The sequence below is a fragment of the Pseudomonas sp. FG43 genome (genome assembly GCF_057809175.1).
On record NZ_JBMDJL010000013.1, the window covers coordinates 99,237 to 124,853 of the forward strand.

General features: G+C 57.2%; 21 protein-coding genes and 2 tRNA genes. 21 read left to right on the forward strand and 2 right to left on the reverse strand.

Features of this window, described 5'->3' with window-relative positions; translation table 11 throughout:
- Nucleotides 1-26: 26 nt before the first annotated feature.
- A complete protein-coding gene (gene recN, locus ACODS3_RS16550; RefSeq protein ID WP_201020549.1) occupies nucleotides 27-1,700 on the reverse strand; it encodes a DNA repair protein RecN in 1,674 nt (557 codons plus the stop codon).
- 272 nt (nucleotides 1,701-1,972) lie between these two features.
- Here recN and grpE point away from each other — a divergent pair, with 272 nt between their 5' ends.
- The 8 genes from grpE to ACODS3_RS16590 all read left to right on the forward strand — a co-directional run bounded on the left by grpE (nucleotide 1,973) and on the right by ACODS3_RS16590 (nucleotide 12,445).
- A complete protein-coding gene (grpE, locus tag ACODS3_RS16555; protein ID WP_201020548.1) occupies nucleotides 1,973-2,536 on the forward strand; it encodes a nucleotide exchange factor GrpE in 564 nt (187 codons plus the stop codon).
- A 103-nt stretch (nucleotides 2,537-2,639) separates the two neighbouring features.
- Nucleotides 2,640-4,556 carry a molecular chaperone DnaK gene (gene dnaK, locus ACODS3_RS16560; RefSeq protein ID WP_201020547.1) on the forward strand — a complete coding sequence of 639 codons (1,917 nt, stop codon included), beginning with the start codon at nucleotides 2,640-2,642 and terminating at the stop codon, nucleotides 4,554-4,556.
- Between the two features lie 324 nt (nucleotides 4,557-4,880).
- On the forward strand, nucleotides 4,881-6,014 hold the full coding sequence (gene dnaJ / locus ACODS3_RS16565) for a molecular chaperone DnaJ (RefSeq protein ID WP_025258488.1): 1,134 nt from the start codon (nucleotides 4,881-4,883) through the stop codon (nucleotides 6,012-6,014).
- A 24-nt stretch (nucleotides 6,015-6,038) separates the two neighbouring features.
- Complete coding sequence (gene dapB / locus ACODS3_RS16570) at nucleotides 6,039-6,842, forward strand: 4-hydroxy-tetrahydrodipicolinate reductase (RefSeq protein WP_489035308.1); 804 nt, start codon at nucleotides 6,039-6,041, stop codon at nucleotides 6,840-6,842.
- 213 nt (nucleotides 6,843-7,055) lie between these two features.
- Nucleotides 7,056-8,192, forward strand: a complete 1,137-nt coding sequence (gene carA, locus ACODS3_RS16575) for a glutamine-hydrolyzing carbamoyl-phosphate synthase small subunit (RefSeq protein WP_201020546.1) — start codon at nucleotides 7,056-7,058, stop codon at nucleotides 8,190-8,192.
- Nucleotides 8,193-8,329: 137 nt separating this feature from the next.
- Nucleotides 8,330-11,551 carry a carbamoyl-phosphate synthase large subunit gene (gene carB, locus ACODS3_RS16580; protein WP_201005534.1) on the forward strand — a complete coding sequence of 1,074 codons (3,222 nt, stop codon included), beginning with the start codon at nucleotides 8,330-8,332 and terminating at the stop codon, nucleotides 11,549-11,551.
- A complete protein-coding gene (greA, locus tag ACODS3_RS16585; protein WP_201020544.1) occupies nucleotides 11,548-12,024 on the forward strand; it encodes a transcription elongation factor GreA in 477 nt (158 codons plus the stop codon). The genes carB and greA overlap by 4 nt, the downstream gene beginning before the upstream one ends.
- A gap of 28 nt (nucleotides 12,025-12,052) precedes the next feature.
- Nucleotides 12,053-12,445 carry an MFS transporter gene (locus tag ACODS3_RS16590; RefSeq protein ID WP_201005666.1) on the forward strand — a complete coding sequence of 131 codons (393 nt, stop codon included), beginning with the start codon at nucleotides 12,053-12,055 and terminating at the stop codon, nucleotides 12,443-12,445.
- 20 nt (nucleotides 12,446-12,465) lie between these two features.
- On the opposite strand, the gene ACODS3_RS16595 is transcribed toward ACODS3_RS16590, so the two are convergent.
- Complete coding sequence (locus ACODS3_RS16595; RefSeq protein WP_025258493.1) at nucleotides 12,466-12,774, reverse strand: YhbY family RNA-binding protein; 309 nt, start codon at nucleotides 12,772-12,774, stop codon at nucleotides 12,466-12,468.
- 106 nt (nucleotides 12,775-12,880) lie between these two features.
- Here ACODS3_RS16595 and rlmE point away from each other — a divergent pair, with 106 nt between their 5' ends.
- The 13 genes from rlmE to truB all read left to right on the forward strand — a co-directional run bounded on the left by rlmE (nucleotide 12,881) and on the right by truB (nucleotide 25,557).
- Complete coding sequence (gene rlmE / locus ACODS3_RS16600) at nucleotides 12,881-13,531, forward strand: 23S rRNA (uridine(2552)-2'-O)-methyltransferase RlmE (RefSeq protein WP_201020543.1); 651 nt, start codon at nucleotides 12,881-12,883, stop codon at nucleotides 13,529-13,531.
- Between the two features lie 193 nt (nucleotides 13,532-13,724).
- Entirely contained in the window at nucleotides 13,725-15,626 is a 1,902-nt protein-coding gene (ftsH, locus tag ACODS3_RS16605) for an ATP-dependent zinc metalloprotease FtsH (RefSeq protein ID WP_201005520.1), read from the forward strand.
- An 8-nt stretch (nucleotides 15,627-15,634) separates the two neighbouring features.
- A complete protein-coding gene (gene folP, locus ACODS3_RS16610; protein WP_201020542.1) occupies nucleotides 15,635-16,486 on the forward strand; it encodes a dihydropteroate synthase in 852 nt (283 codons plus the stop codon).
- Nucleotides 16,487-16,506: 20 nt separating this feature from the next.
- Nucleotides 16,507-17,847 carry a phosphoglucosamine mutase gene (gene glmM, locus ACODS3_RS16615; protein WP_489035313.1) on the forward strand — a complete coding sequence of 447 codons (1,341 nt, stop codon included), beginning with the start codon at nucleotides 16,507-16,509 and terminating at the stop codon, nucleotides 17,845-17,847.
- Between the two features lie 66 nt (nucleotides 17,848-17,913).
- Nucleotides 17,914-18,669, forward strand: a complete 756-nt coding sequence (tpiA, locus tag ACODS3_RS16620; RefSeq protein WP_489035315.1) for a triose-phosphate isomerase — start codon at nucleotides 17,914-17,916, stop codon at nucleotides 18,667-18,669.
- Between the two features lie 4 nt (nucleotides 18,670-18,673).
- Nucleotides 18,674-19,054: a preprotein translocase subunit SecG gene (gene secG / locus ACODS3_RS16625; protein ID WP_201005512.1), complete on the forward strand. Its 381-nt coding sequence runs from the start codon at nucleotides 18,674-18,676 to the stop codon at nucleotides 19,052-19,054.
- A 47-nt stretch (nucleotides 19,055-19,101) separates the two neighbouring features.
- Nucleotides 19,102-19,187 (forward strand) — tRNA-Leu (locus tag ACODS3_RS16630).
- Between the two features lie 96 nt (nucleotides 19,188-19,283).
- Nucleotides 19,284-19,360: transfer RNA gene (locus ACODS3_RS16635), tRNA-Met, on the forward strand.
- A gap of 129 nt (nucleotides 19,361-19,489) precedes the next feature.
- The gene (gene rimP / locus ACODS3_RS16640) at nucleotides 19,490-19,948 is read left to right on the forward strand and encodes a ribosome maturation factor RimP (RefSeq protein WP_162880526.1); all 459 of its coding nucleotides are present in this window, start codon (nucleotides 19,490-19,492) and stop codon (nucleotides 19,946-19,948) included.
- Between the two features lie 59 nt (nucleotides 19,949-20,007).
- On the forward strand, nucleotides 20,008-21,489 hold the full coding sequence (nusA, locus tag ACODS3_RS16645) for a transcription termination factor NusA (RefSeq protein ID WP_201005510.1): 1,482 nt from the start codon (nucleotides 20,008-20,010) through the stop codon (nucleotides 21,487-21,489).
- Between the two features lie 26 nt (nucleotides 21,490-21,515).
- A complete protein-coding gene (gene infB / locus ACODS3_RS16650) occupies nucleotides 21,516-24,059 on the forward strand; it encodes a translation initiation factor IF-2 (protein ID WP_201020540.1) in 2,544 nt (847 codons plus the stop codon).
- Between the two features lie 160 nt (nucleotides 24,060-24,219).
- Nucleotides 24,220-24,636: a 30S ribosome-binding factor RbfA gene (gene rbfA / locus ACODS3_RS16655; protein ID WP_201005506.1), complete on the forward strand. Its 417-nt coding sequence runs from the start codon at nucleotides 24,220-24,222 to the stop codon at nucleotides 24,634-24,636.
- Between the two features lie 3 nt (nucleotides 24,637-24,639).
- Nucleotides 24,640-25,557: a tRNA pseudouridine(55) synthase TruB gene (truB, locus tag ACODS3_RS16660; RefSeq protein WP_489035318.1), complete on the forward strand. Its 918-nt coding sequence runs from the start codon at nucleotides 24,640-24,642 to the stop codon at nucleotides 25,555-25,557.
- Nucleotides 25,558-25,617: the final 60 nt, after the last annotated feature.

Below are 25,617 nucleotides of genomic sequence, written 5' to 3' on the forward strand. Positions count from 1 at the left end.
GGGTCGCCTTTGTGCTTTGTGGGGCATCAGTTTTTTGCGGTGATGACCATTTTCTTCGCGTGAGCCAGAGACTCCTTGGTCAGGTCGATGCCGCCGAGCATGCGCGCCACTTCTTCTATACGTTCGTTCTTGTTGAGTTTCGATACAGCGGTTCGTGTCGCATCGCTGCCTCTGACCTTGTGTACGAACAGATGCTGATGACCTTGTGCGGCGACCTGCGGCAGATGGGTGACGGTCATGACTTGCCCGCGCTCGCCCAGGCGGCGCAGTAGCTGGCCGACAATCTCGGCTGTCGGGCCGCCGATGCCCACGTCCACTTCGTCAAATACCAGAGTAGGCACGCGGGAGGTCTGTGCAGTGATCACCTGGATGGCCAGACTGATCCGTGACAACTCACCACCCGAGGCTACCTTGGCCAGTGCTTTCAGTGGCTGTCCAGGGTTGGCGCTGACCAGCAATTCGACTTGTTCCAGCCCGTGGGGAAGCAGGTCGTTGCCGGTATTGGGTTTCAACTCGATGGTGAATCGACCGCCGGGCATGCCCAGGCGCTGGATTTCTTCCTCGACTGCGCTGGCCAGTTCGGTTGATGCGCGTTGGCGCGAATCACTCAGCTCCCTGGCTTTTTCCTGATAGTGGCGGGCAAATGAAGCCAGTTCGTGCTCAAGCCGCTCGATGGATTCATCGTTGGCATTGAGTGTTTCGATCTCGTCCAGAAGCTTTTGCTGCAATGTGCTCAGTTCGGTCGGCTGAATGCGGTGTTTGCGGGCCAGCGTATAGATGCTGTCCAGGCGCTCTTCGAGTTGTTGCAGGCGGGCAGGGTCTGCGTCGAAATGGTCCAGGAAACGATTCAGTTCGCCAACGGCTTCTTCTATCTGTATCTGCGCGCTGGACAGCAGGCCGGTGGCTTCGCTCAGGGCTGTCGGTGAGTTGTTGATACTGCCGAGGCGATTCAGGCTGGCGGTCAGGGCGTTCAGGACATTGCCCGAGTCGCTCTCGCTGCACTGTTCGACGACCTGACGACAGATGCTCAGCAGGCTTTCTGCGTTGGTCAGGTTCTTGTGTTCCTGCTCAAGCTGTTCCAGCTCGTTCTCGCCCAGGCTCAGGCCTTCCAGCTCTTCCAGTTGATAGCTGAGCAACTGGTGTCTGGCACGCTGTTCGTCGCCGGAGTTGGAGAGTCGCTCCAGTTCCTGGCGGGTCTGGCGCCAGCGCTGGGCTGCCAGTTGAACCTGGCGTGCCAGTTCGGTCGCGCCGGCGTACTCGTCCAGCAGGCGTCTGTGGGTATCGGTTTTCAGGAGTGACTGGTGTTCATGCTGGCTGTGGATATCGATCAGCAGTTCGCCGAGTGCTTTCAGGTCGCCTTGGGGGCAGGGCGTGCCATTGATGTAGGAGCGCGAGCGCCCTTCGGCTGTTATGACCCGTCGCAGAATGCACGGGCCGTCGTTGTCCAGGTCGCGCTCTTTCAGCCAGGTTTGCGCTTCGGGAATATCGGACAGATCGAAGGTGGCCAGGATATCGGCCTTGTCGGCTCCGGGGCGGACGACGCCACTGTCGGCGCGATCGCCGAGCGTCAGGCCCAGGGCGTCGAGCATGATCGACTTGCCGGCACCGGTTTCGCCAGTGATTACGCTCATGCCTCGATCCAGTTCCAGATCAAGGTGTTCGACGATGGCGTAGTTATGTACGGAAAGGTGCACCAGCATGGAGTGGCTCCCAAGCGATTTGTCTGGTTATTTATACAGTGTTTTATTTGGTTCTGACAATGCTTGCACTTAGCTCGATTTGATCGGGTAACGAGCTTTTTTAGTCCTGGCAGTAATGAAAACTGGTCCGCTCAGCGCTTCGACGGCAGAGGAAAATTTTCAGGCAATGCACATATCCATCGTGTCGGGCCCTTGAAGCCTGAAAATACGTTCCCATATAGGGGGGCAGAAGCGCGAGATGGGTTCGCGGACGTTTTTGAGAGGAGAACACTATGGCTGACGAACAGAATCTGGATGCGCAAACCCAGGATCAGGCTGGCGAGACAGCTTCGAGTGATGATCTGGCAACTCGTGTGCAGGTGCTCGAAGAGCAATTGACTGCGGCACAAGACCAGTCCCTGCGTGTTGCTGCGGATCTGCAGAACGTACGTCGTCGTGCAGAACAGGATGTGGAAAAGGCTCACAAATTCGCTCTTGAAAAGTTCGCTGGCGATCTGCTGCCTATCGTGGACAGCCTGGAGCGTGGCCTGGACCTGTCCAGCCCGGACGACGAAAGCATTCGTCCGATGCGTGAAGGTATCGAGCTGACGCTCAAGATGTTCAACGACACCCTCAAGCGCTATCAACTGGAAGCAATCGACCCGCACGGCCAGCCATTCAATGCCGAACATCATCAGGCAATGGCGATGCAGGAAAGCGCGGATGTCGAACCAAACAGCGTTCTGAAAGTGTTCCAGAAGGGTTATCAGCTCAACGGTCGTCTGCTGCGTCCGGCCATGGTCGTGGTCAGCAAGGCACCGTCGCCTGTTTCGCCATCAATTGATGAGCAGGCTTGAAATCAGGTGTCTGGCCCCCATTTATAGGCCAAGCGTTTAAGAGCTACCGCAATTTGTAAACGCAGTTGCGGCAACCAAATCAAAAGTTTCGGGAGAGTCAAAGATGGGCAAGATTATCGGTATTGACCTGGGGACCACCAACTCCTGCGTCTCTATTCTGGAAAACGGCAACGTCAAGGTTATCGAGAACGCCGAAGGCGCTCGTACTACTCCTTCGATCATTGCCTACGCCAACGATGGTGAAATCCTGGTCGGCCAGTCCGCCAAGCGTCAGGCAGTAACCAACCCGCACAACACTCTGTACGCAGTAAAGCGTCTGATCGGCCGTCGCTTTGAAGAAGACGTCGTACAGAAAGACATCCAGATGGTTCCGTACAAGATCGCCAAGGCTGACAACGGCGACGCCTGGGTTGAAGTAAATGGCCAGAAGATGGCTCCTCCTCAGATTTCTGCCGAAATCCTGAAGAAAATGAAGAAGACCGCCGAAGACTACCTCGGCGAGACCGTCACCGAAGCGGTCATCACCGTTCCGGCCTACTTCAACGACAGCCAGCGTCAAGCCACCAAGGATGCCGGTCGCATCGCGGGTCTGGACGTCAAACGTATCATCAACGAACCAACCGCAGCCGCTCTGGCTTACGGCATGGACAAGGCGAAGGGCGACCACACTGTCATCGTTTATGACCTGGGTGGCGGTACTTTCGACGTTTCGGTCATCGAAATTGCTGAAGTTGACGGCGAGCACCAGTTCGAAGTGCTGGCAACCAACGGCGACACCTTCCTGGGTGGTGAGGACTTCGACATTCGTCTGATCGACTACCTCGTCGACGAATTCAAGAAAGAAAGCGGCATGAACCTCAAAGGTGACCCGCTGGCGATGCAGCGTCTGAAAGAAGCTGCTGAAAAAGCCAAGATCGAGCTGTCTTCCAGCATGCAGACCGACGTCAACCTGCCGTACATCACTGCAGACGCTACCGGTCCAAAGCACTTGAACGTGAAAATCTCGCGCTCCAAGCTGGAATCTCTGGTTGAAGACCTGGTTCAGCGCACTATCGAGCCATGCCGTATTGCTCTGAAAGATGCCGGCATCGACATCGGCGCGATCAACGACGTGATCCTGGTCGGTGGCCAGACTCGTATGCCGCTGGTCCAGAAGCTGGTGACAGAGTTCTTCGGTAAAGAAGCTCGTAAAGACGTCAACCCTGACGAAGCTGTTGCCATGGGTGCTGCTATCCAGGGCGCGGTACTGGCCGGTGACGTCAAGGATGTTCTGCTGCTGGACGTCAGCCCGCTGACTCTGGGTATCGAAACCATGGGCGGCGTGATGACTGCGCTGATCGAGAAAAACACCACGATTCCTACCAAGAAATCGCAAGTGTTCTCGACTGCCGATGACAACCAGAACGCTGTAACCATTCACGTGCTGCAAGGTGAGCGTAAGCAAGCCGGTCAGAACAAGTCCCTGGGCAAGTTCGACCTGGCCGAGATCCCGCCAGCTCCACGTGGCGTTCCACAGATCGAAGTTACCTTCGACATCGACGCCAACGGCATCCTGCACGTAGGCGCGAAAGACAAGGCGACTGGCAAGCAGCAGTCCATCGTGATCAAGGCCAACTCGGGTCTGTCGGACGAAGAAATCCAGCAGATGATCCGCGACGCTGAAGCCAACAGCGAAGAAGACCGCAAGTTCGAAGAGCTGGCATCTGCCCGTAACCAGGGTGATGCACTGGTTCACTCGACTCGCAAGATGATCAGCGATGCTGGCGACAAAGTGACCGCAGAAGAGAAGACTGCTGTCGAGGCTGCTCTGGTTGCTCTGGAAGCTGCCGTCAAAGGCGACGACAAGGCTGCTATCGAAGCCAGGATCGAAGAGCTGTCCAAGGTTTCCGCGCCAATCGCTCAGAAAATGTACGCTGAGCAGGCCGAGAACCCAGAGGCTGCTGCTCAGCCTGCTGAAGAGAAAGCCAAGGCTGATGACGTTGTCGATGCCGAGTTCGAAGAAGTGAAAGACCACAAGTAAGCACATGCTTGCTTGAAAGCCAGTTGACCCGTTCCGAGCGGTGGCTGGTAGGATGTCGCCGCGCGGGAGCTTGCTCCCGCGTTGGCGTGTCTGGAACAAGCAAAATTTCGGCGTGCGGATTTTTGTCCGCAGGCCATGTGGCAAGGTCGTGATGCTCCTGCGTGACGACTCGTTCTGCCGCTTTCTCAGCCAGGTAACTGGCTGTCGAATGAAGACCAGGATCGTTGAATTGACGTGAGTTGGGTCCGGGCCTGTATGGGGCTCAACGAGTTTGGCGAGGCTCAGGAGGGTCTTGCCGAACGTCCTCAAGAGTGCGGAAGAATTATGGCAAAGCGTGATTATTATGAAGTGTTGGGGGTGGAGCGAGGTGCCAGCGAGGCTGAGCTGAAGAAGGCTTATCGCCGCCTTGCGATGAAGCACCACCCGGACCGCAACCCTGATGACAAGGCTGCGGAAGAGCTGTTCAAAGAGGCCAATGAGGCCTATGAAGTCCTGTCCGATGCCAGCAAGCGTGCGGCGTACGATCAGTACGGCCATGCCGGCATAGACCCGAGCATGGGTGGCGGCGGTTTCGGTGGTGGTGCTGGCGGTGCGAACTTCTCCGATATTTTCGGTGATGTGTTCAGCGACTTCTTCGGCGGTGGCCGTGGTGGTGGCGGTCGTGGCGGCGCACAGCGCGGCAGCGATCTGCGCTATACCCTTGAGCTGGATCTTGAAGAAGCGGTTCGCGGTACGACCGTGAATATCCGTGTTCCGACACTGGTCAACTGCAAGCCTTGCGATGGCAGTGGCGCGAAGAAAGGCTCTTCGCCGGTCACTTGCCCGACGTGCGGCGGCATTGGTCAGGTGCGCATGCAGCAGGGGTTCTTCTCCGTGCAGCAAACCTGTCCTCGTTGCCATGGTCACGGCAAGATCATTTCCGATCCGTGCGATTCGTGCCATGGCGAAGGTCGTGTCGAAGAATCCAAGACCCTCTCGGTCAAGGTTCCGCCAGGTGTCGATACCGGTGACCGCATTCGCCTGTCCGGCGAAGGTGAGGTGGGTTCTCAGGGTGGGCCGACCGGCGACCTGTACGTTGTGATCAATGTGCGTGAACACGCCATTTTCCAGCGCGACGGCAAGCATCTGTACTGCGAAGTACCAATCAGCTTCACTGATGCGGCCCTGGGTGGCGAGCTTGAAGTGCCGACGCTGGATGGTCGGGTCAAGTTGAAGATCCCTGAGGGTACTCAGACCGGCAAGCAGTTCCGCTTGCGTGGCAAGGGTGTGGCTCCGGTGCGTGGCGGCGGCGCTGGCGACTTGATGTGTCGTGTCGCGGTTGAAACCCCGGTCAATCTCGGCAAGCGTCAACGTGAACTGCTCGAAGAGTTCCGTACCTCGCTTGAAGGCGACGACTCTCATTCTCCGAAGGCCAGTGGCTGGTTCGAGGGTGTGAAGCGTTTCTTCGGTGACTTGTAAGGGCTGATTCGGCAGGAGAAGGTTATGCGACGTATTGCTGTGGTGGGCGCCGCCGGGCGCATGGGTAAGACTTTGATTGAGGCGGTTCTGTCAGCGCCGGGCGCCGGGCTGACTGCTGCCATTGATCGTCCTGATAGCACGCTGGTGGGCGCTGATGCCGGAGAGCTGGCTGCGCTGGGTCGTATCGGCGTGCCGTTGTCGGGTGATGTTGCCCGGGTTGCCGATGAGTTCGATGTCTTGATCGACTTCACGCATCCTACTGTGACGCTCAAGAATCTGGCTTTCTGCCGCAAGGCGGGCAAGGCCATGATCATCGGCACCACGGGTTTCAGTGCTGAAGAGAAGCTGCAGCTGGTTGAGGCGGCGAAAGAGATCCCTATCGTTTTCGCTGCCAACTTCAGTGTGGGTGTGAACCTCTGCCTGAAGCTGCTGGATACGGCGGCTCGCGTGCTGGGTGATGATGTCGATATCGAAATCACCGAAGCTCACCATCGGCACAAGGTCGATGCCCCTTCGGGCACGGCATTGCGCATGGGGGAAGTGGTTGCCGAGGCGTTGGGTCGTGATCTGGAGAAGGTCGCTGTCCATAGTCGTGAAGGCCAGACTGGTGTCCGTGATCGTCAGACGATTGGTTTTGCGACCATCAGGGCTGGCGATATCGTGGGTGATCATACGGTCTTGTTCGCTGCCGATGGCGAGCGCGTGGAAATCACCCACAAGGCATCCAGCCGCATGACATTTGCCAAGGGTGCTGTGCGAGCTGCCATGTGGCTCGATGGCAAGGCTCCTGGTCTTTATGACATGCAGGATGTGCTGGAGCTGCGCTGATTGTGAGTACCGGATTTAGCCTTGTCGCATTCCGTGGGTTTTCGGGCTCATTGGTGGTAGACCAAAAAAGGCTTTTTCTGTAAGCTACAGCTTTAGTGTGTCCACTAAAAGCGCGCAGATGATTCGATAAGAAAGCGGGGTGACGTATCTACGTCATTCCGCTTTTTTGCAACCTGCGAACGCCCTTTCAGGCTTTATTTACGGGAGGTCTTCTTGACTAAGCCAGCCATACTTGCCCTTGCTGATGGCAGCATTTTTCGCGGCGAAGCCATTGGAGCCGACGGTCAGACCGTTGGTGAGGTGGTGTTCAACACCGCAATGACCGGCTATCAGGAAATCCTTACCGATCCTTCCTATGCCCAGCAAATCGTTACTCTGACCTACCCGCACATCGGCAACACAGGCACCACGCCTGAAGACGCCGAGTCCAATCGCGTATGGTCCGCAGGTCTGGTGATTCGTGACCTGCCACTGGTATCCAGCAACTGGCGTAACAAGCAGCCCCTGGACGAATACCTCAAGGCCAACAATGTCGTTGCCATCGCGGGTATCGATACTCGTCGCCTGACCCGCATCCTGCGTGAGAAAGGTGCTCAGAACGGCTGCATCATCGCCGGTGACAACATTTCCGAAGAGGCTGCAATCGAAGCGGCTCGCGGCTTCCCGGGCCTCAAAGGCATGGACCTGGCCAAAGTGGTCAGCACCAAGGAAAGCTACGAGTGGCGCTCCAGCGTCTGGAGCCTGAAGACCGACAGCCATCCTGAAATCGCTGCTGCCGAGCTGCCGTACCATGTCGTGGCCTACGACTATGGCGTCAAGGTCAACATCCTGCGCATGCTGGTCGAGCGCGGCTGCCGCGTCACCGTGGTTCCGGCGCAAACGCCTGCCAGCGATGTACTTGCCTACAGCCCGGACGGTGTTTTCCTGTCCAACGGCCCAGGCGATCCTGAGCCATGTGACTACGCCATCAAGGCCATCAAGGAAGTTCTGGAAACCGAGATTCCGGTTTTCGGTATCTGCCTGGGTCACCAGTTGCTGGCTCTGGCCTCCGGTGCCAAGACGATAAAAATGGGTCACGGCCACCACGGTGCCAACCACCCGGTCCAGGATCTGGATACCGGCGTCGTCATGATCACCAGCCAGAACCACGGTTTTGCGGTTGATGAATCGACTCTGCCGAGCAACGTTCGCGCCATCCACAAGTCGCTGTTTGACGGCACCCTGCAAGGTATCGAGCGCACGGACAAGAGCGCCTTCAGCTTCCAGGGTCACCCTGAAGCAAGCCCGGGTCCGAATGACGTGGCTCCCCTGTTTGACCGCTTTATCGAAGCCATGGCCAAGCGACGCTGACCGGCTGCCTTGAGAATGTAGTAAGCAGGTGCCCAGGGTGGCCCCGGACAGCGAGTCCGGTTGTCGCCACCCAGGTCACCGCAAAGAAATGTTCAAGACGGCTTGCCGACTGACCTACGGATTTGAGTGACAACCCCATGCCAAAACGTACAGATATTAAAAGCATCCTGATTCTCGGCGCCGGTCCTATCGTGATCGGTCAGGCCTGTGAATTCGACTACTCCGGCGCCCAGGCCTGCAAGGCTCTGCGCGAAGAGGGTTACCGCGTCATTCTGGTTAACTCCAACCCTGCGACCATCATGACCGACCCGGCCATGGCTGACGCCACTTACATCGAGCCGATCAAGTGGCAGACCGTTGCCAAGATCATCGAAAAAGAGCGCCCGGATGCAGTACTGCCTACCATGGGCGGCCAGACTGCACTGAACTGCGCACTGGATCTGGAGCGCGAAGGCGTTCTGGAGAAGTTCGGCGTTGAAATGATCGGTGCCAATGCCGACACCATCGACAAGGCCGAAGACCGTTCGCGTTTCGACAAGGCCATGAAATCCATCGGTCTGGAATGCCCGCGCTCCGGTATTGCCCACTCCATGGAGGAAGCCAACGCCGTTCTCGAGAAGCTGGGCTTCCCTTGCATCATCCGTCCGTCCTTCACCATGGGCGGCACCGGTGGCGGCATCGCTTACAACCGTGAAGAGTTCGAGGAAATCTGCGCCCGTGGTCTGGACCTTTCTCCGACCAAGGAGCTGCTGATCGACGAATCGCTGATCGGCTGGAAAGAGTACGAAATGGAAGTTGTCCGCGATAAAAAGGACAACTGCATCATCGTCTGCTCCATCGAAAACTTCGACCCGATGGGCGTGCACACCGGTGACTCGATCACTGTTGCGCCTGCACAGACCCTGACGGACAAGGAATACCAGATCCTGCGTAACGCCTCCCTGGCTGTACTGCGCGAGATCGGTGTCGAAACCGGCGGATCCAACGTGCAGTTCGGTATCTGCCCGGACACTGGCCGCATGGTCGTGATCGAGATGAACCCGCGTGTTTCGCGTTCCTCCGCTCTGGCTTCCAAGGCTACCGGTTTCCCGATTGCCAAGGTTGCTGCCAAGCTGGCAGTCGGCTACACCCTCGACGAATTGCAGAACGACATCACCGGTGGCAAGACCCCGGCGTCCTTCGAGCCGTCCATCGACTACGTTGTCACCAAGCTGCCACGCTTTGCTTTCGAGAAGTTCTCCAAGGCTGATGCCCGCCTGACTACCCAGATGAAGTCGGTCGGCGAAGTCATGGCCATCGGCCGTACCTTCCAGGAATCCCTGCAGAAAGCCCTGCGTGGTCTGGAAGTCGGTGTCTGCGGTCTTGATCCGAAGCTGGACCTGGCCGATCCGGACAGCATGAGCACGCTCAAGCGTGAGCTGACTGTTCCGGGTGCCGAGCGTATCTGGTACGTCGCCGATGCTTTCCGCGCAGGCCTGACTGTCGAAGAAATCTTCGGCATGAACATGATCGACCCTTGGTTCCTGGTGCAGATCGAAGATCTGATCAAGGAAGAAGAGAAGGTCAAGACACTGGGTCTTTCGGCTATCGACCGTGACCTGATGTTCCGCCTCAAGCGCAAAGGCTTCTCTGATGCGCGTCTGGCCAAGCTGCTGGGCGTTACCGAGAAGAACCTGCGCACTCATCGCCAGAAGCTGGAAGTGTTCCCGGTCTACAAGCGCGTCGATACTTGCGCTGCCGAGTTCGCCACCGACACTGCTTATCTGTACTCGACGTACGAAGAAGAGTGCGAGGCCAACCCGTCGACCCGCGACAAGATCATGATCCTGGGTGGCGGTCCTAACCGTATCGGTCAAGGCATCGAGTTCGACTACTGCTGCGTACACGCGGCTCTGGCGCTGCGCGAAGACGGGTACGAGACCATCATGGTCAACTGCAACCCGGAAACCGTATCGACCGACTACGACACCTCCGACCGTCTGTACTTCGAGCCTGTGACTCTGGAAGACGTTCTGGAAATCGTGCGCGTCGAGAAGCCTAAAGGCGTGATCGTCCAGTACGGCGGCCAGACTCCTCTGAAGCTGGCTCGTGCCCTGGAAGCTGCTGGCGTGCCGATCATCGGCACCAGCCCTGACGCTATCGACCGTGCAGAAGACCGTGAGCGCTTCCAGCAGATGGTTGAACGCCTGAACCTGCGTCAGCCGCCAAACGCGACTGTGCGCAGCGAAGACGAAGCCATTCGCGCTGCCGCAAAAATCGGTTACCCGCTGGTTGTGCGTCCGTCCTACGTACTGGGCGGCCGGGCGATGGAAATCGTCTACCAGGAAGAAGAACTCAAGCGTTACCTGCGTGAAGCCGTTCAGGTTTCCAACGACAGCCCGGTATTGCTGGACCACTTCCTGAACTGTGCAATCGAAATGGACGTCGATGCAGTCTGCGACGGAACCGATGTCGTCATCGGCGCGATCATGCAGCACATCGAGCAGGCAGGCGTTCACTCCGGTGACTCCGCATGTTCGCTGCCGCCTTACTCGCTGCCGGCTCACATCCAGGACGAGATGCGCGAGCAGGTCAAGAAGATGGCCCTTGAGCTGGGCGTTGTCGGCTTGATGAACGTTCAGTTGGCGCTGCAAGGCGAAGACATCTACGTCATCGAAGTGAACCCGCGTGCATCGCGTACCGTGCCTTTCGTGTCCAAGTGCATCGGTGTTTCCCTGGCCATGATCGCTGCCCGCGTCATGGCAGGCAAAACCCTGAAAGAGCTGGGTTTCACCAAGGAAATCATTCCGAACTTCTACAGCGTGAAAGAAGCGGTCTTCCCGTTCGCCAAGTTCCCGGGTGTTGACCCGATCCTCGGCCCAGAGATGAAGTCGACCGGTGAAGTCATGGGCGTGGGCGATACCTTCGGTGAAGCCTTTGCCAAGGCTCAGGTGGGCGCCAGCGAGATTCTGCCGACAGGCGGCACTGCGTTCATCAGCGTGCGCAATGACGACAAGCCACTGGTTGCTGGTGTTGCCCGCGATCTGATCAACCTCGGTTTCGAGATCGTGGCGACCGCCGGTACGGCGAAGCTGATCGAAGCTGCGGGCTTGAAGGTCCGTCGTGTCAACAAGGTGACTGAAGGCCGTCCTCACGTGGTCGACATGATCAAGAATGACGAAGTCACTCTGATCATCAACACCACCGAAGGCCGTCAGTCCATCGCCGATTCTTACTCCATTCGTCGTAACGCCTTGCAGCACAAGATTTACTGCACCACTACTATTGCTGCAGGCGAGGCCATCTGCGAAGCGCTCAAGTTCGGTCCTGAAAAGACCGTGCGGCGCTTGCAGGATCTACATGCAGGATTGAAGGCATGATCAAATACCCAATGACTGTCCAGGGCGCTCGCGCCCTGGAAGAAGAGTTGACGCATCTGACCAAGGTGGTTCGTCCCAAGCTCAGCCAGGACATCGGTACTGCGCGCGAGCTGGGCGACCTCAAGGAAAACGCCGAATACCATGCTGCCCGCGAGCAGCAGGGTATGGTTGAGGCGCGTATCCGGGATATCGAAGGCCGTATGCAGAATGCGGTCATCATCGATGTCACCACCATTCCTCATACAGGGAAGGTGATTTTCGGTACGACTGTCCAGATCGCCAACGTTGAAACCGACGAATCTGTTACCTATCAGATCGTTGGTGAGGATGAGGCCGATATCAAACTGGGCAAGATTTCCGTCGGTTCGCCTATCGCTCGCGCCTTGATTGCCAAGGAAGAGGGTGATGTGGTGGCGGTGAAAACGCCTAGCGGTGTGATCGAGTACGAGATCATTGAAGTCCGTCACGTTTGATGGGGTGCGCCCGTTTCCTGCGGGCGCAATTATCTGGCAGCTTGCCCAGACCTTGTGGGTAGGCGGGCTGGTCCTGCTGCATCTGGCGACATTGGCTGTGCTTGATCAGACAGGCCTTGCACCGTTGTTCATCGACCAGTTTGCCAATCGCGCCAGTGCTTTGCTGGTAAGTTTTGCAGCGGCCTGTGCGTTACTTCAATTGGTGCTTCTTGTCCGGTTCGAGCGGTTGGCAAGTGTCTGGCGGGATTTTCGCGGGCAATTGCTTTCGGTTGCATTGATGTCGTCAGCGGCTTATTACGTGCTCCGGCACTGGTTTGCCGATGCTCTGCATTGGCAGTTGCTGAGTTATCTGGTGTTGGCGTTGAGCGGCTTGTTGCTGGTCTTGCAGCCTGTACCGGGAAGGAGCATCAGGGCGCGCTGAAGGCGCCCTGGCTTTTTAAATCAGCTTGCGCGGTGGACGTTGGACAATTGCTTGTTTACCTTTGGGTTCTTGCGATAGATCAACGCCATTTTGCCGATGACCTGCACAAGGTCCGCTGAACCGGCCTTGCAGAGCTCTGCGATGGTCTGGAGGCGGCTTTCGCGATCGAGGATGTTGAGCTTGATCTTGATCAGCTCGTGATCGCTCAGTGCGCGTTCAAGTTCGGCGAGCACACCTTCAGTCAAACCATTGTCAGCCACGATCAATACTGGTTTCAGATGGTGGCCAATGGATTTGTATTGTTTCTTCTGCTCTTGAGTGAGCGGCATAATCTGACCCCTGCGTCTGATCTTGTAAAAAAGCGGCGGCCAGTTTACCCGAGCGAGTCCGGGACCGCCCAGTTAATCACGACTCGTTTTATTTTTGAGGTGCCCCGTGGCCCGTTCCAAGACAAGCCATAACTGGCTCAAAGAACACTTTGATGACAAATACGTCAAAATGGCGCAAAAGGACGGTTACCGTTCCCGTGCCAGCTACAAGCTTCTGGAGATCCAGGAGAAGGACAAGATCATCCGTCCAGGCATGACGGTCATTGACCTTGGGGCGGCTCCGGGGGGGTGGTCTCAGGTGACCAGTCGTCTGATTGGTGGTCAGGGTCGCCTGATCGCGTCCGATATCCTTGATATGGACAGCATCCCCGATGTGACCTTCATCAAAGGGGACTTCACCGAGGACGCGGTTCTCGCTCAAATCCTGGAAGCTGTCGGCAATACACAGGTAGACCTTGTGATTTCCGATATGGCCCCCAATATGAGTGGATTGAGTGCAGTGGACATGCCGCGTGCAATGTTCCTCTGCGAGTTGGCACTGGATCTTGCCGGTCGGGTCTTGCGACCGGGTGGTGATTTCCTGATCAAGGTCTTCCAGGGCGAGGGCTTTGATGTGTACCACAAGGATATCCGCAAGCTTTTCGACAAGGTGCAGATGCGCAAGCCGTTGTCGTCGCGAGACAGGTCTCGTGAGCAATACCTGCTGGCTCGCGGTTTTCGCGCAGTCGAAGGCGCTGCAAGCGATGAGCGTCTTTGAAGGTGGTCGATAGCTTTTTTCAAATGGCTATGCTGATGGCGCATGTATGACCATCATGCAGTCAAAGTTTCACAAAGGGTTACAGACGGTGCCTGCCACATCTGTAGGTTCTGTAGTAAGTTAGGCCGGTGAATATCATGCGAGGCACGCTTCCTGCGTGGAGCTTGCTTCAGAGGGTAGCTAATTGAACGATATGGCAAAGAATTTGATCCTGTGGTTGATCATCGCGGCTGTCCTGGTGACGGTGATGAACAACTTCTCCAGCCCGAACGAGCCGCAGACCCTCAACTACTCCGAGTTCATCCAGCAGGTCAAGGATGGCAAGGTCGAGAAGGTTTCCGTGGACGGCGCCGTGATCACGGGCAAGCGCAGTGATGGCGACACCTTCAAGACCATTCGTCCCGCCATTGCGGACAATGGTCTGATTGGTGATCTGGTCGATAACAATGTGGTTGTCGAAGGCAAGCAGCCTGAGCAGCAGAGCATCTGGACCCAGTTGCTGGTCGCCAGCTTCCCGATTCTGGTCATCATTGCCGTGTTCATGTTCTTCATGCGCCAGATGCAAGGTGGTGCGGGAGGCAAGGGCGGTCCGATGAGCTTCGGCAAGAGCAAGGCGCGCCTGCTTTCCGAAGATCAGGTCAAGACGACTCTGGCCGATGTGGCAGGTTGTGACGAGGCCAAGGAAGAAGTAGGCGAACTGGTCGAGTTCCTCCGCGATCCGGGTAAGTTCCAGCGTCTGGGCGGTCGTATTCCTCGCGGCGTGCTGATGGTCGGTCCTCCAGGTACTGGTAAGACCCTGCTTGCCAAGGCGATTGCCGGCGAAGCGAAAGTGCCATTCTTCACCATTTCCGGTTCCGACTTCGTGGAAATGTTCGTGGGTGTTGGTGCAAGCCGCGTCCGTGACATGTTCGAGCAGGCCAAGAAGCACGCGCCATGCATCATCTTCATCGACGAGATCGATGCCGTGGGTCGCCATCGTGGCGCCGGCATGGGTGGCGGTCATGATGAGCGTGAGCAGACCCTCAACCAGTTGCTGGTCGAGATGGATGGCTTTGAAATGAACGATGGCATCATTGTCATCGCCGCTACCAACCGTCCTGACGTACTGGATCCTGCATTGCTGCGTCCAGGCCGTTTCGACCGCCAGGTCGTTGTAGGTCTGCCGGATATTCGTGGTCGTGAGCAGATTCTCAAGGTTCACATGCGTAAAGTCCCGATGGGCGAGGATGTGAATCCTGCGGTCATCGCTCGTGGTACTCCGGGCTTCTCGGGTGCTGACCTTGCCAACCTGGTCAACGAGGCTTCCCTGTTCGCAGCCCGTGCCGGCAAGCGCATCGTTGAAATGAAAGAGTTCGAGCTGGCCAAAGACAAGATCATGATGGGCGCCGAGCGCAAGAGCATGGTCATGTCCGAGAAGGAAAAACAGAACACTGCCTATCACGAAGCGGGTCACGCTATCGTTGGTCGGCTGGTGCCTGAGCATGATCCGGTCTACAAGGTCTCGATCATTCCACGCGGTCGTGCCCTTGGTGTGACCATGTTCCTGCCGGAAGAAGATCGCTACAGCCTGTCCAAGCGCGCTCTGGTCAGCCAGATCTGCTCCTTGTACGGCGGTCGTATCGCTGAAGAAATGACGCTGGGCTTTGATGGTGTAACCACCGGTGCTTCCAACGACATCATGCGTGCAAGTCAGATTGCCCGGAACATGGTGACCAAGTGGGGGTTGTCGGAAAAGCTCGGTCCGTTGATGTATTCGGAAGATGAGGATTCAGGCTTCCTGGGCCGTGGTGCCAGCCAGAATTCGAGTTTCTCCGGTGATACAGCCAAGCTGATCGATCTGGAAGTTCGCAGTATCATCGATCACAGCTATAACACCGCCAAGCAGCTTCTCACCGATAACCGTGACAAGCTCGATGCGATGGCGGAGGCGCTCATGAAATATGAGACTATCGACGCCGACCAGATCGATGACATCATGGCGGGCCGACCTCCGCGTGAGCCGCGAGACTGGGAAGGCGGTTCGGGTACCAAGGGCACGCCTGTTACGGATGCCCGCCCGGAAGCCCCTATCGGCGGTCCTGCTGCTGAACATTAAGGTCTGACATGACATCTACGCTGTACCCGACCCGGTTGCCTTGCGGCAACCGGGTTCTTGATTTGGCCCGTACGCACGTGATGGGCATCCTCAATGCAACTCCAGATTCATTCTCGGATGGCGGCCGTTACAGCCAGCTTGATGCAGCCTTGCGTCATGCCGAGGGCATGGTTCTGGCGGGTGCGACTCTGATTGATGTCGGTGGCGAGTCAACTCGTCCTGGTGCGCCTCCTGTTTCTCCTGCTGAAGAGCTTGAACGGGTTGCGCCGGTGGTAGAAGCTATCGGCCGCGAACTGGACGTCATTGTTTCGGTTGATACCTCCACGCCTGAAGTCATGCTCGAAACGGCTCGTCTCGGTGCGGGGCTTATCAATGATGTGCGTTCGTTGGGTCGCCCTGGTGCCCTGGTGGCTGCCGCTCAGACAGGTCTGCCGGTCTGTCTGATGCACATGCTCGGCGAGCCGGGCAATATGCAGGATGACCCGCGTTACACCGACCTGCTGGGTGAGGTCAGCGCTTTTCTGCTTGAGCGGATGAATCAGTGTGCGGCGGCAGGTATCGAGCGTGACCGGATCATCCTTGATCCCGGCTTCGGTTTCGCCAAGACGCTGGATCACAACCTGAGTCTGTTCAAGCATATGCAGGCCCTGCATTCTCTTGGGCGACCGTTACTGGTCGGGGTTTCGCGCAAAAGCATGATCGGTGCCGTGCTGGAGCGTCCTGTCGGGGAGCGGTTGTATGGAGGCCTTGCATTGGCCGCTTTGGCGATGACCAAAGGGGCTCGAATTCTACGTGTGCACGACGTCGCCGAAACGGCTGATGTGGTGCGCATGATTGCAGCTGTCGAATCGGCTGAGTAAGAAACTGCGGAGCAGCATTTATGACTACAAGAAAGTATTTCGGAACTGACGGCATTCGTGGTCGGGTAGGACAGTTTCCAATCACGCCTGAGTTCATGCTCAAGCTCGGCTGGGCTGCCGGCATGGCATTTCGTCGAATGGGCGCCTGCAGGATTCTTGTCGGCAAGGACACGCGCATCTCCGGTTACATGTTCGAGTCTGCGCTGGAGGCCGGTATTTCGGCTGCCGGGGCGGATGTCATGCTGCTTGGTCCGATGCCTACACCGGCTATCGCGTATCTGACCCGCACCTTTCATGCTGAGGCGGGCATTGTTATCAGTGCCTCCCACAATCCGCATTACGACAACGGCATCAAGTTCTTCTCGGGCAAGGGCACCAAGCTGCCTGACGAGATCGAGAAGATGATTGAAGAGCTGCTGGATACGCCGATGACCGTCGCCGAATCCGAAAAGCTCGGCAAGGTTTCGCGTATCAACGATGCGGCCGGACGTTATATCGAATTCTGTAAAAGCAGTGTGCCGACCAGTACCAGTTTTGCCGGCCTTAAGCTGGTGATCGACTGCGCACACGGCGCTACCTATAAAGTGGCCCCCAACGTTTTCCGTGAATTGGGCGCGCAGGTCGTTGTGCTGTCGGCGCAACCTGATGGGCTCAATATCAACAAGGATTGCGGTTCCACCCACATGGAAGCGTTGCAGGCTGCCGTGGTGTCTGAAAAGGCTGATCTGGGGATCGCATTCGATGGCGATGGCGACCGGGTTCTGATGGTTGATCATACGGGGGCGATCGTCGATGGCGACGAGCTTCTGTACATCATTGCCTGTGATCTGCAGGAGCGTGGTCGTTTGCAGGGCGGCGTGGTCGGTACCCTGATGAGCAACCTGGGGCTTGAGCTGGCGCTTGCCGAGAAGAGCATTCCATTCGTTCGGGCCAATGTCGGTGACCGCTATGTGATTGCCGAGCTGCTGGAGCGCGACTGGCAGATCGGCGGTGAAAACTCCGGGCATATCGTCTGCTTCCAGCACACCACGACGGGGGATGCGATTATTGCTGCCTTGCAGGTGCTGCTTGCCTTGCGTCGTCGGGGTGTCAGTCTGTGCGAGATTCGTCAGGCGCTGCGCAAATGCCCTCAGGTATTGGTCAATGTGCGCTTTGGCGGTGGTGTAGATCCGGTTTCCCATCCGTCGGTACAGGAAGCCTGTGCCCGTGTTACGGCGGAAATGGCGGGGCGTGGTCGCGTCTTGCTGCGCAAGTCTGGCACCGAGCCATTGGTGCGGGTCATGGTCGAGGGTGAGGACGAAACTCAGGTCAGAAACTATGCCGATGAGCTGGCGAAGCTTGTTGCTGAAGTTTGCGCCTGATTTTGGCTTGCCAGTGTTGAAAGTGTTGGGTAACATCTGCGCCCACTTTGACCGACGAGGTGTAGCATGCGTCGCCCTATGGTAGCTGGTAACTGGAAGATGCACGGTACCCGCGCCAGCGTCGCTGAGCTGATCGACGGGCTTGCCGGGCAGGTTCTGCCAAGCGATGTTGATATCGCGGTTATGCCTCCGAGTCTCTACATCGCTCAGGCGGTTGAAGGGCTCAAGGGCCAGTCCATCGCCGTTGGTGCCCAGGATGCTGCGATACAGGCAGCACAAGGTGCGCTGACAGGCGAGATAGCGTCGAGTCAGCTTGCTGATTCGGGTTGCAGGTTTGTACTGGTTGGGCACTCCGAGCGCCGCCAATTGATTGGTGAGCAGGATGATGTTCTCAATCGCAAGTTTGCGGCGATTCAGGCGAGCGGTCTGATACCGGTGTTGTGTGTAGGGGAAACTCTCGAGCAGCGCGAGGCGGGTCAGACGCTGGAAGTTGTCGGGCAGCAGCTCGATAGCATCATCGCCGAGTTTGGCATCGGTGCATTTGTTGATGCGGTAATCGCTTACGAGCCGGTCTGGGCCATTGGTACCGGGCTGACAGCCTCGCCTCAGCAGGCGCAGGACGTGCACGCAGCTATTCGCGCGCAGCTGGCGAAAGAGAATTCCGAAGTCGCACAAGGCGTGCGTCTTCTTTATGGCGGCAGCGTGAAGGCGGCCAATGCGGTCGAGTTGTTCAGCATGCCGGATATCGATGGGGGGCTCATTGGTGGAGCTTCCCTGAATGCAGATGAGTTCGGTGCGATCTGTCGCGCCGCGGGAAACTGAAAAAATGCTGGAAACAGTCGTAGTCGTTTTTCATCTGCTGGGCGCTCTGGGCGTTGTTGTCCTGGTATTGCTGCAGCAGGGTAAAGGTGCGGACGCCGGTGCGTCTTTCGGAGCAGGTGCATCAAATACTGTGTTCGGAGGGCAAGGAACCTCTACCTTTCTTAGTAAGTTTACTGCTATACTCGCCGCAGCTTTTTTCATAACCAGCTTGGGGTTAGGTTACTTTGCTAAAGAGAAAGCTCAAGGGCTGACTGAAGTAGGTTTACCAAATCCAGCGGTATTGGAAGTGAAACAAAAACCGGCAGCAGATGATGTTCCGGTGCTCGAAGGGCAAAAGCCAGCGGTAGTTCCAGCTGACGTACCTCAAGCTCCAGAGCAGAAGTAAAAAAGAATTCGGCGATGTTTGTTGAGGTCGCCAAAAAGAGTTGTAATGCCGAGGTGGTGGAATTGGTAGACACGCAACCTTGAGGTGGTTGTGCCCATAGGGTGTAGGGGTTCGAGTCCCCTTCTCGGTACCAATTAAGCAGGATAGCCCGCACTAGCGGGCTTTCTTGTAGGTGGATGTTGGATTGACCCTTTAAGGGATCGGTCGTATACTTCCGCCCCAGCTTTGTCGCGGGGTGGAGCAGTCTGGTAGCTCGTCGGGCTCATAACCCGAAGGTCGTTGGTTCAAATCCAGCCCCCGCAACCAGTTTCGCGAAGCCCCTATTCTAGGGGCTTTTTGTTAGCTGGACAGTACATAACGCCGATGTTCAGCGGCGTTTTCATGATGGGCTTTAGCCCATTTTTTTATTTCTAAAGCATGCACGAGGGGGTTCAGGTGTCGAGCAAGCTAGAACAGTTGCAGGCCTTGTTGGCCCCGGTGGTCGAGGCTCTTGGCTATCAATGCTGGGGAATTGAATTTCTTTCCCAGGGCCGACATTCACTGCTGCGTATTTATATCGACAAAGAAGGCGGCGTTCTGGTGGAGGACTGCGAAATAGTCAGTCGCCAGGTCAGCGGTGTTTTGGATGTTGAAGATCCCATCAGTGCTGAATACACGCTTGAAGTGTCTTCTCCCGGCATGGATCGCCCGCTGTTCACTCTTGAACAGTTTGCTTTGCACGCTGGGGAACAAGTGAAAATAAAGCTGCGCTCGCCATTCGATGGTCGACGCAACTTTCAAGGCCTTCTCCGCGGGGTGGAGGAGCAGGATGTCGTGGTGCATGTAGAAGATCACGAGTACCTGTTGCCGATCGACTTGATCGACAAAGCCAACATTATTCCCACGTTTGACTGAGACGTGCCAGATACTGCGGATCCCGCGGATCCAATGGCTTGCGAAAGGCGAGGCGTACGATGAGCAAAGAAGTACTGCTGGTTGTTGAGTCGGTGTCCAATGAAAAGGGCGTTCCGGCAGGAGTGATTTTTGAAGCGTTGGAGCTGGCTCTTGCCACTGCTACCAAGAAGCGTTTTGAAGATGAAGTTGAGCTGCGTGTGGAAATCAACCGCCACACCGGGAACTACGAGACGTTCCGTCGCTGGACTGTGGTCGAAGACGAAGATCTGGACGATCCGGCCTACGAGTTGGCTGTAGACCAGGCCCAGGCTAAAAAGCCGGGTGCTGTCGCTGGCGATCTGATCGAAGAGAAGATCGAGTCCATCGAGTTCGGTCGTATTGCTGCGCAGACCGCCAAGCAAGTCATTGTGCAAAAGGTTCGTGAAGCCGAGCGTGCTCAGGTGGTCGATGCCTATCGCGAGCGTCTGGGCGAAATCATTTCCGGTACTGTTAAAAAGGTTACACGTGACAATGTCATCGTTGACCTGGGCAACAATGCCGAAGCATTGCTGGCTCGCGAAGACATCATCTCCCGGGAAACTTTCCGGGTAGGTGTGCGTCTGCGGGCTCTGCTGAAAGAAATCCGCACTGAAAACCGTGGCCCTCAGCTGATTCTGTCGCGTACTGCGCCAGAAATGCTGATCGAGCTTTTCCGTATCGAAGTACCGGAAATTGCCGAAGGTCTGATCGAGGTGATGGCTGCCTCCCGTGACCCGGGTTCTCGTGCAAAGATCGCTGTTCGCTCCAAGGACAAACGAATCGACCCGCAAGGCGCCTGCATCGGCATGCGCGGTTCGCGTGTTCAGGCCGTATCCGGCGAGTTGGGTGGCGAGCGTGTGGATATCGTGCTCTGGGACGATAACCCGGCGCAGTTCGTGATCAACGCAATGTCCCCTGCAGAAGTGGCGGCAATCATCGTCGATGAAGATGCCCATGCAATGGATATCGCTGTTGGTGCGGACAACCTGGCTCAGGCCATTGGTCGTGGCGGTCAGAACGTGCGTCTGGCGAGTCAGTTGACTGGCTGGACCCTGAACGTGATGACCGAATCGGACATCCAGGCCAAGCAGCAGGCAGAGACCGGTGACATTCTGCGCAACTTCATCGAAGAGCTGGAAGTCGACGAAGATCTGGCGCAGGTACTGGTTGATGAAGGCTTCACAAGCCTGGAAGAGATTGCCTACGTACCGCTGGAAGAAATGCTCAACATCGATGGCTTTGACGAAGAAACCGTCAACGAGCTTCGCGCTCGTGCCAAGGATCGCTTGTTGACTAAAGCCATCGCTACTGAGGAAAAGCTGGCAGACGCCCATCCGGCCGAAGACCTGCTCTCGCTTGAGGGTATGGACAAGGATTTGGCGATGGAACTGGCGGTGCGCGGCGTAATTACCCGCGAAGACCTGGCCGAGCAGTCTATAGATGACCTGCTCGACATCGACGGCATTGACGATGATCGTGCCGGCAAGTTGATCATGGCCGCCCGAGCCCATTGGTTCGAGTAACAGGCGCGGCCTGAGGAGAGAAGTGCATGACGCAAGTCACGGTGAAACAACTGGCCGATGAGGTCAAAACACCGGTAGAGCGCCTGCTGCAGCAGATGCGTGAGGCAGGTCTGCCGCACACCGCCGCCGAGGAACATGTGACCGACAGTGAAAAGCAATCGTTGCTGACTCACTTGAAAAGCAGCCACAAGGCTAAAGTGGAAGAGCCGCGCAAGATTACCTTGCAGCGCAAGACCACGAGCACCTTGCGCGTTGCTGGCAGCAAAAGCATCAGCGTTGAAGTGCGCAAGAAGAAAGTTTTCGTGCAACGCAGCCCGGAAGAAATCGAAGCCGAGCGCAAGCGTGAGCTGGACGAACGCCGTGCGGTAGAAAATGCCGCCCGTCAAAAGGCTGAAGAAGAAGCCAAGCGCCGCGCCGAAGAAGAAGCGCGTCGCCAGCCTGCTGCTCAACCGGTCGTTGCAGAAGCTGCCCCTGCGCCAGCCCCTGTGGCTGCTGCCGAGCCAGTACGTGAAGCCCCTGCTGCCCCTGCGGCACCTGCGCCAACATCCGCACCTGCTGCGCCTGTTGTCGAAGTTCGCAAGCGTGACGATCAGCGTCGTCCGGACAAGACCCGTGGCGATGATCGCAACTCTCGTGGCGGCGACGGCGAGCGCAAGAACGCCCCGCATCGTGCTTCGGTAAAAGAGAAGGCACCGGCTGTTCGCGTTGCTCCTCGTACTACCGACGAAGAAAGCGATGGTTTCCGTCGTGGTGGTCGTGGCAAGTCCAAGCTGAAGAAACGCAATGCCCACGGTTTCCAGAACCCTACCGGTCCGGTTATTCGTGACGTTGCCATCGGCGAGACGATCACTGTTGGCGAACTGTCGGCACAGATGTCCGTCAAGGCAGCTGAAGTCATCAAGTTCATGTTCAAGCTGGGCACTCCGGTGACCATCAACCAGGTACTGGATCAGGAAACTGCCCAGTTGATCGCCGAAGAGCTGGGCCACAAGGTCACGCTGGTCAGCGACAACGCCCTGGAAGACTCCCTGGCTGAATCGCTGAAATTCGTAGGTGAGACGTTCTCCCGTGCTCCGGTCGTGACCGTAATGGGCCACGTTGACCACGGTAAGACTTCCCTGCTCGACTATATCCGTCGTGCCAAGGTTGCTGCTGGCGAAGCCGGCGGTATCACCCAGCACATCGGTGCCTACCACGTTGAAACCGAACGCGGCATGGTCACCTTCCTCGACACCCCTGGTCACGCCGCGTTTACCGCAATGCGTGCCCGTGGTGCCAAGGCGACCGATATCGTCATCCTGGTTGTTGCAGCAGACGACGGCGTGATGCCGCAAACCATCGAAGCCGTTCAGCATGCCGTAGCTGCTGGCGTGCCGCTGGTTGTTGCAGTGAACAAGATTGACAAGCCGGGCGCTGACCTCGATCGCATCCGCAGCGAACTGTCGGTCCATGGCGTGACTTCCGAAGAGTGGGGCGGTGATACGCCTTTCGTTCCTGTTTCCGCGAAAATGGGTACCGGCGTCGACGAACTGCTCGAAGCGGTCCTGCTGCAGGCTGAAGTTCTGGAACTCAAGGCCACTCCATCGGCTCCTGGCCGTGGTGTTGTCGTTGAATCCCGTCTGGACAAAGGCCGCGGCCCGGTTGCGACCGTTCTGGTTCAGGACGGTACTCTGCGTCAGGGCGACATGGTTCTGGTCGGCTCGAACTTCGGTCGTATCCGCGCCATGCTCGACGAGAACGGCAAGCCTGTAAAAGAGGCTGGCCCGTCGATTCCGGTCGAGATCCTCGGTCTGGATGGCACGCCGGACGCTGGCGACGAGATGAGCGTACTGGCTGACGAGAAGAAGGCCCGTGAGGTCGCTCTGTTCCGTCAAGGCAAGTTCCGTGAAGTCAAACTGGCTCGCGCTCATGCTGGCAAGCTGGAAAACATCTTCGAGAACATGGGTCAGGAAGAGAAGAAGACGCTTAACATCGTCCTCAAATCCGACGTCCGTGGTTCGCTGGAAGCACTGCAGGGCGCCCTGGGCGGCCTGGGTAACGACGAAGTGCAAGTGCGTGTTGTCGGTGGCGGTGTCGGTGGTATCACCGAGAGCGACGCCAACCTGGCACTGGCCTCCAACGCTGTACTGTTCGGCTTCAACGTGCGTGCCGATGCCGGCGCTCGCAAGATCGTCGAGCAGGAAGGTCTGGATATGCGTTACTACAACGTGATCTACGACATCATCGAAGACGTCAAGAAAGCACTGACCGGTATGCTGGGCAGCGATGTTCGCGAGAACATCCTAGGTATCGCCGAAGTGCGTGACGTGTTCCGCTCGCCGAAGTTCGGCGCGATTGCAGGTTGTATGGTTATTGAAGGTGTCGTTCACCGTAACCGTCCAATCCGCGTTCTGCGCGACGACATCGTTATCTTCGAAGGCGAGCTGGAATCCCTGCGTCGCTTCAAGGACGATGCTTCTGAAGTTCGTGCCGGCATGGAATGCGGTATCGGCGTCAAGAGCTACAACGACGTCAAGGTCGGTGACAAGATCGAAGTCTTCGAGAAGGTCCAGGTTGCTCGCAGCCTTTAAGTCGCGAGCTGTAGGAGCCATGGCAGAACGAGGCATGCAAATGCCTCAGCCTCTGTCATGGGCTCTAAACGCAACGCCCGGTCTGGCAATTGTCAGGCCGGGCGTTTGCCGCTTTCAGACTGTCAGGGTTTGGTCCCGAGTCAGTAACAGGTAGCAAACCATGGCAAAAGAATATAGCCGTACCCAACGAATTGGCGATCAGATGCAGCGCGAACTGGCGCAGTTGATCCGCCGCGAAATCAAGGACCCACGTGTGGGTCTGGTCACCATCACTGCTGTCGATGTCAGTCGTGATGTCGGTCACGCCAAGATTTTCATGACCGTAATGGGCCAGGACAGCGCCGAGGAAATCGCGCAGAGCATCAAGGTGCTCAACTCCGCCGCAGGCTTTCTGCGCATGCAGCTGGCCCGTGAAATGAAACTGCGCAGCGTGCCGCAGTTGCACTTCCACTACGACGAAAGCGTGGCTCGTGGCGCACATCTCTCGGCATTGATCGAGCGTGCAGTGGCCGAAGACGGACAACATCAGGAAGGTTCCGCGCCACAAGGCGTGAAGCCGGACAGTACCGAGGAGTAAGGCGTGGCTCAGGTCAAGCGTATACGCCGAAACGTCAGCGGTATCATTCTGCTCGACAAGCCTCTGGGCTTTACTTCCAATGCGGCCCTGCAAAAGGTGCGCTGGTTGCTCAATGCCGAGAAGGCCGGGCATACCGGCAGCCTCGATCCTTTGGCGACAGGTGTGTTGCCGTTGTGCTTTGGTGAAGCCACCAAGTTCTCTCAGTACCTGCTCGATTCGGACAAGTCCTACGAGACGCTGATGCAACTGGGCAAGACCACCACCACGGCAGACTCTGAAGGCGAAGTGTTACAGACTCGCCCGGTGACCGTTGGTCGCGAAGATATCGAAGCGGTGTTGCCTGCTTTTCGCGGTCAAATCAGCCAGATACCTCCTATGTACTCGGCCCTCAAGCGTGATGGCCAGCCTCTTTACAAGTTGGCCCGTGCCGGGGAAGTAGTGGAGCGCGAGCCTCGTTCTGTTACTATTGCGCGCCTGGAATTGCTGGCTAGCGAGTCCGAGACTGCGCGTCTTTCGGTCGATTGCAGCAAAGGCACTTATATCCGGACCCTGGTCGAGGATATTGGTGAGAAACTGGGCTGTGGTGCCTATGTAGCCGAACTGCGTCGTACCCAGGCCGGGCCTTTCAACCTGAGCCAGACGGTCACGCTCGAAGAGCTTGAGCAGGTACACGCCGACGGTGGCAACGAAGCGGTCGACCGTTTTCTGATGCCATCGGACAGCGGTCTGCTACATTGGCCACTGCTGAAGTTTTCGGAACACAGTTCTTTCTACTGGCTGCATGGTCAGCCGGTAAGAGCACCGGATGCGCCGAAGTTCGGCATGGTTCGGGTGCAGGATCATGAAGGTCGCTTCATCGGTATCGGTGAAGTAAGCGAAGACGGGCGTATAGCGCCGCGTCGTCTGATTCGGTCAGAATGACCGGAACCAGGCTGTCTGCATGCAGGCAGGCTGGAACGAGGGTGGCTGTCAACAGGCACG